Below are 13293 nucleotides of genomic sequence, written 5' to 3' on the forward strand. Positions count from 1 at the left end.
AAGGGGAGCTATGAACATTGGTAAAGCATCGAACGAATCAGGAATCTCCGCAAAGATGATTCGCTATTACGAGCAAATTGGTCTGATTCCTGCTACTGGCCGTACCGAAGCGGGCTACCGTGATTATGCACCCAATGATGTCCATCGTCTGATTTTTATCCGCAGTGCGCGCGATCTTGGTTTTTCTCTTGAAGAGATAGCCGATTTGCTCAAGTTATGGAATGACAAATCTCGCCAGAGCGCCGATGTTAAACGTCTGGCACAAGAGCATATGGATGATTTAGAGCGACGTATGGAAAATATGCGACGAATGGCAGATACACTCAGAGCTCTGATCAAAAGCTGTGCTGGGGATGAGCGAGTTGAATGCCCAATACTCCAGACATTAATGACCGCTGATGCTAAAAGCCATCCCGGTAAGAGAGAAGGGGCAGTGCAACGTCGTTCTCGTGGTAACGAAATGGAAAAAGCCTGACCCCTTATTTTAAGGGCATGATGGCGTAGCACAAAGCTGTATGGGCTTGTGTTACGCCATCAGTCTAATCAACTTATAAGCGCACACCACTAATGCACACCCCCCGAGTGGTCAGTTGGTACGGTTAAAGGAAGATCACCATTCTCTTCATCAGCAGTCAATTTCTGTACTATCCCGCATTCGTCCACGCTCCGGTCTGAGCTGCAATAGTTATTAAGTTCTTTGAGTTGTATTTCCAGGGCTATTAATTCTTTAATACGATGCTGAACATGAGTGAGATGGGCACTGATTATTGCATCAATGGGGCCACAGTCTTTACCGTGATTATTCATTGCCAGTAGCAATGCACGTATTTCCTCATGGGTCATATCAAGAGAGCGGCAGCGTCGGATAAATAATAACTTTTCCAGATGAGTATTGTTGTAACGGCGATAGTTATTTTCAATATCTCTTAATGGAGCCTGAAGTAATCCTTCTTTCTCATAGTACCGAATAGTTTCCACCGGACAATCCGCCTTACGGGCCAATTCACCAATTTTCATGCCTCCCCCCTTATGCGCTTGACCCTCTAGTTAGATTAGGGTCTTTAATCGTCAGTATAGTTAACAGATGAGGCAATGAAAATGAGTGGTGGTGTAAAAAATAGCAAAAACCCTGCAGGAGACGAAGCGGCTAGTTGCTGTGAAACGTTCAATTTAGGGACAGGACTCCGGGTTAAGAATACTGGTGAATCACATAAAGCAAATGATCATGCACATGATCAGCAGGCTCATAATCACAAGAAATGCAGTGATGATCATTCCCATGAAGGTCATAACCATGAAGGCCATAACCATGAAGGCCATAACCATGAAGGCCATAACCATGAAGGCCATAATCATGATGCCCATAGCCATGGCGGCGAAGGGCATTCGCATGATGAGCATAATCATAAGGGATGTAACCATGCTCATGCCGCGCAAGAGCATTCTCATGAAGGCCACGATCACGGCCATGAGGGGGATTGTTGCTCCGCTGCTCCAGAACAATTGAGTAGCCTAGGGGGCTCGCAGGTTGTGGCTGGTGGATTACGGACAGAAATTCGCATTATGCAGATGGATTGTCCTGTTGAAGAAAATCTTATCAAAAAGAAACTGGGTGGAATGAGCGCTGTTAAAGAGCTTGATTTCAACCTGATGCAGCGTGTTTTGACTGTAACCCATACACCGGATTCGCTTGAAGCTATCATGGCTGCAATTCGCTCGTTGGGATTCGCGCCAGAAGTCTCTGATAATACTAGCGGCAAGAAAAATACCCAGGAGAAAAAAAAGCCCTGGTGGCCATTAGCTCTTGCTGGCGTAGCTGCTCTTGCAGCCGAAGTGATGCACTGGGCTGATATGCCTGACTGGCTAGAAGCTGGGTTGGCTTTGATAGCAGTGCTTTCTTGTGGTCTGACAACCTACAAAAAAGGTTGGATTTCGATTCGCAATGGCAACTTGAATATCAATGCACTAATGAGTATTGCCGTTACTGGGGCTTTGGTCCTTGGGCAGTGGCCAGAAGCGGCGATGGTTATGGTGTTATTCACCATTGCCGAGCTGATAGAAGCCAAATCACTTGATAGAGCCAGAAATGCAATAGGTTCCCTGATGAACCTGACTCCTGAAACTGCAATGGTCCAACAAGCTGATGGAACATGGCAGGAAGTTGACGCCAGTAGCGTACAACCGGGCAGTATTGTCAGGGTAAAACCAGGTGAACGAATTGGTCTCGACGGAGAAATCGTCAAAGGCCAAACCACCATTAACCAAGCTCCAATTACAGGTGAAAGTATGCCTGTCGATAAAATTGCGGGCGATGCTGTATTTGCTGGAACAATAAATCAGTCAGGCTCTTTTGAATATAAAGTCACTGCAGCTGCAAATAATACAACCCTTGCTCGCATCATTCATGCCGTTGAGCAGGCGCAAGGCGCCAAAGCAGCTACCCAACGTTTTGTTGACCGCTTTTCCCAGATTTATACCCCCGTCGTTATGGGTATTGCTGTTGCGGTTGCTGTATTGCCACCATTGTTTGGGGCAGGAACATGGCAGGAGTGGATCTATAAAGCTTTAGTTATGCTTGTCATTGCGTGTCCATGTGCCCTGGTTATTTCTACGCCAGTAACGATTGTTAGTGGACTTACTGCAGCTGCTCGCAAAGGGATTCTCATTAAAGGCGGTGTTTATCTTGAGCAGGGACGTAAGCTAAAAGCCCTTGCGCTGGATAAAACAGGAACTATTACCTATGGGAAACCAGTACAAACCGACGTAATGGTATTCAATGGGTGGAGCGAGCGTGAAGTTCGTACTACTGCAGCTAGTCTCGCTAGTTACTCTGATCACCCTGTTTCACTGGCAATTGTGAATGCTTCTGCTGATTTGAAAAAGCAGGATGTTGACAGCTTTGAAGCGATTGTTGGGCGAGGTGTGCATGGCGCGATTACAGGTAAGGATTTTTACCTTGGTAACCTGCGTTTGACTGAAGAACACTTTAATTGTCCATCAGAGATTAAAGCAACAGTACAAAGGCTGGAAAGCCAGGGTAAAACAGTTATTTTACTCAATGATGGTAAGCAAGTGCTTGGGTTGTTCGCTGTTGCTGATACTGTTAAAAACAGCAGCCGTGAAGCGATTGAACAACTTCATGAACTTGGCGTTAAAACTATTATGCTGACTGGTGATAACCCACATACAGCTAAAGCAATCGCATCTCAGGTTGGAATCGATGAGGCTCGAGGGAATCAATTGCCAGAAGATAAACATCGTGCAGTTGAAGAGCATTCACGGATTGGAATCACTGGGATGGTTGGTGATGGTATCAATGATGCACCGGCTCTGGCTGCAGCTGATATCGGTTTTGCTATGGGCGCAATGGGTACTGATACGGCGATTGAAACTGCAGATGTAGCCTTAATGGATGATGACCTGCGTAAAATCCCAGCCTTTGTAAAATTATCCCGACAAACGTACAGCTTACTCGTGCAAAATATCAGCCTCGCTCTAGGTATTAAAGCCGTATTCCTTGTACTCACGCTCATGGGAATGGGAACTATGTGGATGGCTGTATTTGCTGATGTTGGTGCCAGTCTTCTGGTTGTGGCAAATGGCCTGAGGTTATTACGAAAATAAAGAGTTGGGTCCCTGAGTTCTTCATGGATGACAGACTCAGAGACCGTATTCTGGTTTGAATATATTCATAGAATATGGTTTGGGGGGAGAGAATGGACACCAGGAAATATTCTGAAAGTGTTGTCAAAGATATTTTGCAGTGGGTTGAAAGTTCATTGAATACAACCTTGCCAGTAGAATTTATTGCTGAGAAGTCTGGGTATTCACGATGGCATTTTCAACGTTTGTTTAAACAGACGACCGGTGTTGCGCTGGGTGAATATGTTCGTGCTCGTCGATTATCATGTGCTGCGATTGATCTGAAATTGACTTCCAGAACAGTCCTGGACATTGCACTTCAGTATGGTTTTAATTCGCAACAAACTTTCACGAGAGCTTTTAAAAACAAGTTTCATCTTCCTCCCGGTCGGTACCGCAAGCAAGGGAATTGGAATTTATCAGCGCTGTGTCCATCTTTACTTTCAGACTATGAGGAGAGATATGCCAATGTTAGTTAATGACCCCGTATTAATTTCTATGATAGAAGAACTGACTGATAAGTATAATAAAATGCAGGATTTTTTAATCGATGATGAACCTTGTATTGATATCGTACGGTCGGTGTATGAGTTGGAGTGTACAGTTAGTGAATTCAAAAAAAGAATTATACTTCAACATATTTCCTATTGCCATTCAGATGAATGTGATGACCCTGACCTGCATGTCGCCTTAATTGACAATATAAAAAACATACTTGACTATCTTGAATAATTTTACAAGAAGGGCATTAGGCTTTCTTAAAACCATTTGTGTTTTGGATGAATAAATATTTTTAATTCACTGATTTCCGTATGGTCTCAACCATAAAGAATATGATGGTAACTAACCCGGGTCAGTCAGTGCGACTCATGCAAGATGCTTGATGTGTATATCGTATAAAATCTTGACCCTATATCAACTTCATGGTTTTTAATGGAACCAAGTCGAGAGTAGCGAGGACGATGAACAGAGCAATAGGGGGAATCATCAATGGAACCTTGTTGCGGACGTTCTGCCTAGTCGCTAGAGCAAACAGAGGTCTCCATGATCAAGCAAAAAACTATCAAGAATATTGTTGAATTAAACGGTATTGGCTTGCATAGCGGTAAAACCGTTAACATGAAAATCATGCCTGCTGGTGCCGATAGTGGCATACGGTTCCGTAGAACAGATGTAACTCCTGTTGTTGATATTCAGCTCCGTGCCGATCAGATTCATGACACTATGCTGGCAACAAGCATTATCAACCCTCAGGGAGTTCGAGTTTCAACAATCGAGCATTTCCTTTCTGCGGTGTCTAGCATGGGGCTTGATAACCTCTTGGTGGAGCTCGATGCTCCAGAACTTCCCATTCTCGATGGGAGTGCCAGAGGATTCATAGACTCAATAATGCACGCTGGTTTGATAGAGCAGTGTGCGCTAAAAAAATATCTTCTGATAAAAAAAACGGTTTCCGTAAAAGATGGCGACAAATGGGCTCTTTTGCATCCAGACTCAAAGTTCTCGATCGATTTTATGATTGATTTTAAGCATCCCTTGATTTCTGCTGAGACTAATAGATTAAATATTGAAGTGTCGAAAGAAAACTATATTAGCGAGATTGCTGATGCCAGAACTTTCGGATTTGTTCGTGATGTAGAACTTCTACAACAAAAAGGTCTTGGGTTAGGGGCAAGTTTGAACAATGCGATAGGGCTTGATGAATATAGCGTTCTGAATCCGGAAGGTCTGCGATTTAATAACGAACTTGTGCGACATAAAACACTGGATGCGATTGGAGACCTCTTTGTATCAGGCCATAATATTATTGGCGCCTACCATGCTTATAAGTCAGGGCATGCATTAAATAATAAGTTGATGCTTGCACTGTTGAATGATGTCGAATCATGGGAATTAGTGAGTGTTGGTGAATATAAAAATGATGCCACTAGAGAAACCATCCTTTCTAAACCCAAAGAAGAGTGTTTTGAGTCATTAAGTATGTGGTCATAAGGGATATGAGTATGTTCGTCACATCTGGTTTTTTACACAGCTTATCTTGATGATTTTTTTCTTGACCTTACCACCACGGGAAGGTCTAGGCTGGATATCGACTAAGTCTTGATGAGCCAAACGGTAACCGTATCACTACGTATGCAAGGTAAGAGTGTCAGAAACGACGTCATTTGAAACTGGATCTGATATTAACAGAATACATTTTGGGAGGTAAGGATGAACATTGGTGATGCTGCCCGGTTATCCGGAGTTTCCGCCAAAATGATCCGCTATTACGAAGAGGCGGGATTAATACCGGAAGTTGCAAGAACTGCAGCCGGGTATCGGATGTACAGCGATATTGATGTGTACAAATTGCATTTTATACGTCGATGTCGGGAGTTAGGTTTCTCTCTGGCGCAAACAGGAGAACTTCTCTGTCTTTGGGGTAACCATTCGCGCCAAAGCGCTGATGTGAAAAAATTAGTCGAGTCACACATCCGCGAGTTGACTGTAAAAATTCAAGAATTTCAGCGTATGGCATCAATACTTACAACGCTTTCTGATTGCTGTGCAGGGGATGATAAGCCTGAATGCCCTATTTTGCGTGCACTGTATCTTGCAGATGTTAACGGTTTGCAGGAATCAGATTCTGGCCCTGAAATTACTTAGCCGCTACCCATATATGACAGTAATTTCAACTGAAATTACGCCCACAAAACAAGATGATATTAACATTAATTGGGTTAGTAATTCTTGGGTGAAAAGAAAGCAATGTGGTTTTTAAAATATATTAACTGTTTTTAGTAGTGAGGTTTACAATGTCAGATATTATTCCCGGATATTGCACACTTTGCCGTTCGCGTTGCGGGACGTTGAATGAAGTAGCAAATGACCACCTGATCAAGGTACGGGCCAACCCTGAACATCCTAATGGTAAGGCCATGTGTATGAAGGGCAAAGCGGCACCTGAGCTGGTGGACAGCGCAAATAGAATTCTGTACCCGATGAAGAGAACCCATCCTAAAGGTGCCGAGAACCCGGGCTGGAAACGTATAAGTTGGGAAGAGGCTATGTCAACGATAGCCGGACAACTGGAAAAATTTAAACGAGAGAACGGAGCTGAATCTGTCGCTTTCGGTTTTACGAGCCCAAGCGGTACCCCCCTCAGCGATGCAATTGAATGGTTAGAGCGATTTGTTCGTATCTATGGCAGCCCAAACACCAGCTATGGAACTGAAATATGTAACTGGCATAAAGACGTTGCACATCGATGGACCTTTGGCTGCGGCATCCCTGTTGCTGACTATTCCCATGCCGATCTTATCCTTCTTTGGGGGCATAACCCCGCGAATACTTGGCTTGCCCAGGCTAGCGCGATTGGTACTGGTCGAAATAACGGTGCAAAACTGATCGTCGTGGATCCTCGCCCGACACCTTTAGCGAAAGAAGCAAATGCCTGGCTTGATGTCAATCCTGGAACTGACGGTGCATTAGCTTTGGGGTTAAGCCATCTCCTGGTAGAAAGAAACCTGTTTAATCATGAGTTTGTTCGAAACTGGACTAATGGTCCTTTGTTGGTTCGAAATGATAATGGTTATTTTCTTCGGGAAAAAGATATTAACCCACTTGCCATCAGTAATCGCTATACAGTTTGGGACGAACACAACCAGCAAGTCACATTTATCGATTCCGAGACTCGAACTGAAGAAACGCTGACGCCTACAGCTGCACTTGAGGGTAATGTTGAAGTTGCAATAGCTGATGGTGCAAAAATTTCCTGCCAAACGGCGTTTTCATCTTTTAAAGATATGTTGGCTAATTATGACCCAGAAAACGTAAGCCGTATCACCGGGGTATCTGTTGCATCAATTGAAGCCGCTGCGAGTTTGATTGCCGGGGCCAAGAAAATCGCCTACCACAGCTGGTCTGGAGTGGCACAACACACTAATGCCACCCAAACAGAACGTGCGATTGCGACACTGTATGCTTTAACCGGTTGTTTCGATCAGGAAGGATGTAATCGAATCTATGCCAGCCACCCGGTGAATGTGGTTAATTCACCGACACTGATGCCAAAATCACAATGGGATAAAGCATTAGGTCTTGAAGAAAGGCCTATCGGGCCGCCTTCACAAGGTTGGGTTCATTCTCAGGATATCTGGCATTCAGTATTAGAAGGTACACCCTATAAAATTCGCGGGTTAATTGGCTTTGGTGCCAACATATTACTTTCACAAAGTGATACTTCTCTCGGACAACAGGCGCTTGAGGCACTTGAGTTTTATGCCCATGTAGATTTGTTTGAAACGCCTACATCAAAGTATGCTGATATCCTTCTGCCAGTAAACACTGCCTGGGAGCGCGAAGGCCTAAGAACCGGGTTTGAAAGTAGTGCTGCTGCTCAGGACCACATTCAGTTGAGAAAAAAAATGGTCTCTCCGCGCGGTGAAAGCCGTTCCGACCTTGAGATTGTTTTCGATCTTGCATGCCGGTTAGGAATGAATGAAGCGTTCTTCGACGGCAATATTGAGGCAGCCTGGAATTATCAACTAGAACCATTAGGTTTGACTGTTGAGATGCTCAGAAATAAGCCAGAAGGTTACGATATCCCGCTTGAGCATAAAGTCAGAAAATATGCTTTCAGAGACCCAAATAGTGGATATCTGGCAGGTTTCAATACAGAAACAAAACGTGCAGAGTTTTACTCTGAGATCCTTCATCGCTATGGTTACAATCCTTTACCTGAGTATGTACAGCCGCAAGAATACCAGCGCAACGATCCTGATTATCCACTAATGCTGACATCCGTTAAAAGCGGATTCTTCTGTCATAGCCAACATCGAAGCCTGACTAGCCTACGAAAAAAAGCACCTTATCCAACGGTAGACATTTCGGCAGCTCTGGCTGACGAAGAAGGTATCAAGACGGGGGATTGGGTAGAAATTGAAACGAGAGCAGGTCTTGCTCGATTTAGAGCAAAAGTGGAAGCCAAACTCTCTCATGAAACTGTAATTGCTGAGTTTGGGTGGTGGCAGGCTTGTCCTGATTTTGGCAAACCTTCATACCCGGTTAAAGGTGAGTACAGTAGCAATTACAATAGCTTAATCAGCGGTGATAGCTATGATCCAGTCAGCGGTGCTTTACCTTTGCGTTCATTCCGCTGCCGCATTCGCCGCTTGAATGATTTTGAGCTGATAAGACGCCCCTGGGAAGGTCGTAAAACATTCAAAGTCATTGAACTGAAAAAAGAAGCAGATAATGTTACGACAGTTACCTTCCAATCGAATAGTGAAGGCTACTTACCTGATTATGAACCGGGCCAGCATATCACTGTTAGCTGTTGTCCGATGAGCGATTCTGAAGAGATCGTTACCCGGGCGTATTCGCTGACAGGCCCTGCGTTTGTTCATGACCGTAAAACCTATTCCATTTCTGTCCGTCATCAGAAAGCGACTGATGAGAAAGGTGAATATGTAGAAGGAATAATGTCATCCTACATAAACACGCATTTGCAGATAGGCAAGGATGTTGAACTTACGCCTCCTGGGGGGAATTTCATTGTCCCGCTCAATGCCGTCCAGCCTGTCGTAATATTTGCTGGCGGTATTGGAATTACTCCATTCATTTCCTATCTGGAGTCTATTAACCCCCAAGCGGAAGGTCCGGAAATCTGGCTTTTCTATGCTAATCAAAATAGTAGGCTACATGCGTTTAAGAAAAGAATTGCGGAGCTAAATGCGTCTATTGACAGGCTTAAAGTAATTAATATCTACAACCAGCCCCTCGACTGTGATATTCCAGGATTGGATTATGATAGAGCTGGTTATGTTGGTGCGGGAGATGTCGAGGCATATCTTATTGAGAATAATGCTCGTTATTACATGTGTGGTCCGCAGCCTATGATGGATGCGATATCCCGAGGGCTTCAGGAGAGAGGTGTACCTGCATTTGCTATTTTCTACGAGATATTTCGTTCTCCGACAAAAATAAATAATGATCCCTCATTACGTCATAAAGTAATTTTTGCAAAATCAGGAAGAGAAGAGATCTGGACCACGGATAAAGGTACTCTGCTGAATTTTGGAGAAAAACTTGGGATTAAAATGCCTAGTGGTTGTCGTGTTGGACAATGTGAAAGCTGTTCAACTAAGGTGATTGCCGGGAACGTGCAGCATCTGAATGGTGTGGAACCCTCTGATGAGGGTGCATGTTTGACATGCCAGTGCATTCCTGCCGGTGATATCACTATTGATGCCTGAGATAGGTATTAGCATCCTTTACATCAGGCCATTTTAGTGGTCTGATGTTATTCAATGGATAACGCTATGTTTTAAAGACATTTTTAATTATTTTGCGCCAATCCAACTCAATAACCGATTTAATGAATTATTTCAGTGCGATCTTCATGAATTTTTATCATCCTCCCCCTTACCTTCAAGTTACTGCAAGTCTTAGCCTGTAAGAAATTACTACAGTCACCAGTTTCGGATTGGCCGAGGAGTTTTAGTGAATGAAAGGCTTGCAATGATAAAATTGAAACTTCATTGTTTTTCTGCATCGAGCCTAAAAAAATGACCGGGTATCCCTGAGCACAAAACCAGCCATCCACTCGATACATACCGGAAACGCGTTGATAACCGCGCTGCCATGGATGCCATATTCTTCTTCCTCAGGACTGGTTGTCTGAACGCCACCGGGATATGTTCATCGAGTTCTGCACACCGGCGCTTTAAGGAGTGGCACGATTCAGGCATTTTTGAGCGCTTCTGGCAGAACGGTTTGCTTGCCTGCGAGCATCTGGACAGCATTGACTGGTCCTGGTTGTCGATGGACGGTTGTATGACCAAATCGCCGCTGTCAGGAACAAAAAACAGGTCGCAATCCTAAGGACAAAGGGAAACAAGGTGTAAAGCGCAGCCTGCTGACGGACGCCAGGGGGCTTCCTCTGTCGCTGGTCGTCGCAGCAGCGAACACGCACGACATCAAATTGGTTGCGGATACGCTCGATGCCCTTCAGGCGGGGCATCCGGGGGGAAACTCAGGCTCTGTCTGGACAAAGGTTACGAAGCTGGATGGCTGAAAACGTATCTGCAGAGTCGCCGTTACGAGCCACATATTCAGTCCCGTAAAGAGGAGTCTGACGCCAGTAAAAACAGGGACTTCAAAGCCCCTCTCTGGGGCGTTGAGAGGACTCATAGCTGGATGAATCGCTTTCGCCGGGTTCTGACCCGATGGAAAAAGAAGGCCGAAAATTACGAGGCTATGTTGCATTTTGCCTGTGGTCTTATCGTCTGGAATAAAGTCCTATTGAGATAGGCTCTTAGTTAATAGAATCCCGTTCATATGGTCTATCATATGCTGTATACAGATCGAGAGAGTACCACTTGCACTAAAATTTATTGTATTCCCAAAAGCATCAAGAGCGGTGACATTTATTTTCTCTGCACGGTATACAAAACGACTGGTTCCTGGTATAGAAAGACATTTTTCCTCAGTGATATTTTTTTCTTCCTTACTCTCAGCAATTACCGGATTAATTAATACTATTGGTTGCACCAGCGATTCAGGGACATCAATTACAGCAATCCTTTGGTGAACACCAACCTGGGTTGCTGTTAAACCTACACTGGATGTACCGTACATAGTGGTAATCATATCCTTAATAAATTGCCGGGTTATCGGTGAAATATGTTCGACGGGCATTGCAATGATCTTCAATTTGGGATCCGGATACTTTAAAACTGATAATAATGACATGCAAGGCTACTCTTTATTTAAATGGCAGTAAAAACGATATGTTTTAAGTCGGACCTGAGTGGAGAACCGGGACAGAAATAACTACCGGACTGACAGCCAGATATAAATTTTCTGCTGCCTGCGAACGTCATTCCGGTCTGTCCTGCTCAACAGCACAACAGACCGGAAACACTATATCAGAGAAGAGGAAGGGTATAACTGACTGTAACCCGGGTTTCATCCTGGTCACGCTGTCCAGCAGAGCCTTTTCTACTTGTGTCAGGCAGAGCGCTGCGCATTGTGGCATTTTTTACGGAGATGCCAAGTCCGTTAAGTATTCCCTCGGGGATAGTATAACTCAGGGCAATATCCCGTTCCCATTCCCCCTTTCGCCCATTCCCGGTATCAATATTATCGGCGTTCAGATAGAGGATACTTAGATTCAGCCCTTTGAGCCCTGCATCAGCAAAATTATAGGCGTACCGTGCCAGCCAGGTTCGCTCCCCCGCCCTGCTGAATTTTAGCAATTGTGCATCAGTAATTAACCAGGTGCTTGTTCCTTCTCCATCACCACGATTCAGATATGGAAAGTCACTTTTCCCCGTCAGCCACTGATAACCACTGCTCACACTGTGACCTCCAGAAGACCATGTCAACTGACCGCTATAAACATTGTTGTCCACTTCTCCCTTTGTGCGATTATTTCCGTAATAACCAGTACTTACATATCCGGCACTCCGTCCTGCAGCACTTCCGTTCTTTCCGTCTGCATCGCTGATGAATATACGAATATCTGATTTCAGGTTCCCGGAAACGATTTTCAGGTTATGTGCCAGTCCGATATAGTTTTGTCTGTAAAAATTATCCAGCTCACCGTAATAGTATGAGAGAGTCATGTCTTTCATAAGAGTATAGTCACCACCGGCGAAATAAAAACGATTACTGCTCCGTGAAGTGGGACCACTTCCATTGGCTCCGGCAATGGACATTCCGCGCATATCTGTGGAGTTACGTCCTTTTGTATGTGTGAGAACGCCGCCGGTCAGACTCAGATCGTCGATATCTGTTGATGATATTTGTCCTCCCTGATATGTCATGGGCAAAAGGCGGGCATCGTTGTATATAACGACGGGATTTTTGGGCTGAAGCGTTCCATAACGGAGTTCCGTATCAGATATTTTTGCCCTGCCGGTAACCCCCAGGCTACCGAACTGATGAACCGCTCTGCCATCATTGTCTAGCGGAAATACTGTACCGGGTTGCCGACCTGACGCCGGTGAGCCTGCTTTACCTCCTCCGTCAAGTCTGATGCCCAGTAGCCCCAGAGTGCTCAGTCCGAATCCCACTGGCCCTTCAGTATAACCTGAATCGTAATTGAGGATGAACCCCTGTCCCCATTCTTCCTGTTTACTGAACCCGTCCCCACTGCGATTATCTGTATTAATATAGAAATTGCGGAGTGTGAGATTGGCCTTACTGTCTTCAATAAAACCGGCTATCGCATTAGGGACTGTAACTCCCGGCATCAAAGCTACAGCAGATATTACGAGTGTAACTATTCTCATTCAGGTAATTCCTTTAGCTTGCCTGATATCAATATACGCGGTAACACGAAGGGAAAATGGCAGAAAATAATGAGGTATTTGTTTACCGCTGCACTAAGTACGAATCCAGTTCATATCAAAAACCATGAAGTGGCTACAGGGTCAAGACTTTTTTTTTCAGACTGACTGCTTATACCATGGATTGGCCCTATGCACCGTGTTTCTGCTGGTTGTAAGACAGGAGACTTCCGTTTAGACCGGCACTGTTTTCAGGGAGGGAATCAATCTGATGTATCAAGCGAATTGGGTTAATTGTAAGCGTCCAGCGAGACTTGCAACTACCCACAATTATATTAAGGTAATCATTATGATAATCAGCTAAATTACTTTCAGG

At 44.6% G+C, this 13293-nt stretch carries 10 protein-coding genes and 1 pseudogene; 8 read left to right on the top strand and 3 right to left on the bottom strand.

The annotated features are described in order from the left end of the window. Nucleotides 1-10: 10 nt before the first annotated feature. Nucleotides 11-475, top strand: a complete 465-nt coding sequence (gene cueR / locus HVZ39_RS04385) for a Cu(I)-responsive transcriptional regulator (RefSeq protein ID WP_016154433.1) — start codon at nucleotides 11-13, stop codon at nucleotides 473-475. An 89-nt stretch (nucleotides 476-564) separates the two neighbouring features. Here the strand turns inward: cueR (HVZ39_RS04385) and HVZ39_RS04390 are convergent, their stop codons facing one another. Further along, nucleotides 565-1017, bottom strand: a complete 453-nt coding sequence (locus tag HVZ39_RS04390; RefSeq protein ID WP_094168556.1) for a Cd(II)/Pb(II)-responsive transcriptional regulator — start codon at nucleotides 1015-1017, stop codon at nucleotides 565-567. 81 nt (nucleotides 1018-1098) lie between these two features. On the opposite strand from HVZ39_RS04390, the gene HVZ39_RS04395 reads away from it, so the two are divergent. The 7 genes and pseudogenes from HVZ39_RS04395 to HVZ39_RS04425 all read left to right on the top strand — a co-directional run bounded on the left by HVZ39_RS04395 (nucleotide 1099) and on the right by HVZ39_RS04425 (nucleotide 10935). Next, nucleotides 1099-3624 (top strand): heavy metal translocating P-type ATPase, encoded by a 2526-nt coding sequence (locus HVZ39_RS04395; protein ID WP_047389714.1) that lies wholly within the window; start codon nucleotides 1099-1101, stop codon nucleotides 3622-3624. Between the two features lie 92 nt (nucleotides 3625-3716). Then, nucleotides 3717-4121 carry a helix-turn-helix domain-containing protein gene (locus HVZ39_RS04400; RefSeq protein WP_071532327.1) on the top strand — a complete coding sequence of 135 codons (405 nt, stop codon included), beginning with the start codon at nucleotides 3717-3719 and terminating at the stop codon, nucleotides 4119-4121. Further along, on the top strand, nucleotides 4105-4374 hold the full coding sequence (locus tag HVZ39_RS04405) for a hypothetical protein (protein ID WP_225388535.1): 270 nt from the start codon (nucleotides 4105-4107) through the stop codon (nucleotides 4372-4374). The genes HVZ39_RS04400 and HVZ39_RS04405 overlap by 17 nt, the downstream gene beginning before the upstream one ends. Nucleotides 4375-4686: 312 nt before the next feature. After that, nucleotides 4687-5634 carry a UDP-3-O-acyl-N-acetylglucosamine deacetylase gene (gene lpxC / locus HVZ39_RS04410; protein WP_023302364.1) on the top strand — a complete coding sequence of 316 codons (948 nt, stop codon included), beginning with the start codon at nucleotides 4687-4689 and terminating at the stop codon, nucleotides 5632-5634. 219 nt (nucleotides 5635-5853) lie between these two features. Beyond that, nucleotides 5854-6288: a Cu(I)-responsive transcriptional regulator gene (cueR, locus tag HVZ39_RS04415; RefSeq protein ID WP_023336667.1), complete on the top strand. Its 435-nt coding sequence runs from the start codon at nucleotides 5854-5856 to the stop codon at nucleotides 6286-6288. 149 nt (nucleotides 6289-6437) lie between these two features. Further along, on the top strand, nucleotides 6438-9878 hold the full coding sequence (locus HVZ39_RS04420; protein WP_023302365.1) for a molybdopterin-dependent oxidoreductase: 3441 nt from the start codon (nucleotides 6438-6440) through the stop codon (nucleotides 9876-9878). A 322-nt stretch (nucleotides 9879-10200) separates the two neighbouring features. After that, nucleotides 10201-10935, top strand: a pseudogene (locus tag HVZ39_RS04425) (IS5 family transposase). Here the strand turns inward: HVZ39_RS04425 and def are convergent. Beyond that, entirely contained in the window at nucleotides 10924-11376 is a 453-nt protein-coding gene (gene def, locus HVZ39_RS04430) for a peptide deformylase (protein ID WP_016154430.1), read from the bottom strand. The pseudogene HVZ39_RS04425 and the gene def overlap by 12 nt on opposite strands. A 176-nt stretch (nucleotides 11377-11552) precedes the next feature. Beyond that, a complete protein-coding gene (locus tag HVZ39_RS04435) occupies nucleotides 11553-12920 on the bottom strand; it encodes an OprD family outer membrane porin (RefSeq protein ID WP_016154429.1) in 1368 nt (455 codons plus the stop codon). Nucleotides 12921-13293: the final 373 nt, after the last annotated feature.

The organism is Citrobacter sp. RHB35-C21 (assembly GCF_013816515.1).
GTDB classification, from domain to species: Bacteria; Pseudomonadota; Gammaproteobacteria; order Enterobacterales; family Enterobacteriaceae; genus Citrobacter; species Citrobacter braakii.

What these genes read in the sequence shown, in the direction of transcription:
- cueR (WP_023336667.1), top strand. Translation starts at nt 5,854, where the DNA reads ATGAACATTGGTGATGCTGCCCGGTTATCCGGAGTTTCCGCCAAAATG.
- HVZ39_RS04405 (WP_225388535.1), top strand. Translation starts at nt 4,105, where the DNA reads ATGCCAATGTTAGTTAATGACCCCGTATTAATTTCTATGATAGAAGAA.
- HVZ39_RS04435 (WP_016154429.1), bottom strand. Translation starts at nt 12,920, where the DNA reads ATGAGAATAGTTACACTCGTAATATCTGCTGTAGCTTTGATGCCGGGA.
- def (WP_016154430.1), bottom strand. Translation starts at nt 11,376, where the DNA reads ATGTCATTATTATCAGTTTTAAAGTATCCGGATCCCAAATTGAAGATC.
- HVZ39_RS04420 (WP_023302365.1), top strand. Translation starts at nt 6,438, where the DNA reads ATGTCAGATATTATTCCCGGATATTGCACACTTTGCCGTTCGCGTTGC.
- HVZ39_RS04390 (WP_094168556.1), bottom strand. Translation starts at nt 1,017, where the DNA reads ATGAAAATTGGTGAATTGGCCCGTAAGGCGGATTGTCCGGTGGAAACT.
- cueR (WP_016154433.1), top strand. Translation starts at nt 11, where the DNA reads ATGAACATTGGTAAAGCATCGAACGAATCAGGAATCTCCGCAAAGATG.
- lpxC (WP_023302364.1), top strand. Translation starts at nt 4,687, where the DNA reads ATGATCAAGCAAAAAACTATCAAGAATATTGTTGAATTAAACGGTATT.
- HVZ39_RS04395 (WP_047389714.1), top strand. Translation starts at nt 1,099, where the DNA reads ATGAGTGGTGGTGTAAAAAATAGCAAAAACCCTGCAGGAGACGAAGCG.
- HVZ39_RS04400 (WP_071532327.1), top strand. Translation starts at nt 3,717, where the DNA reads ATGGACACCAGGAAATATTCTGAAAGTGTTGTCAAAGATATTTTGCAG.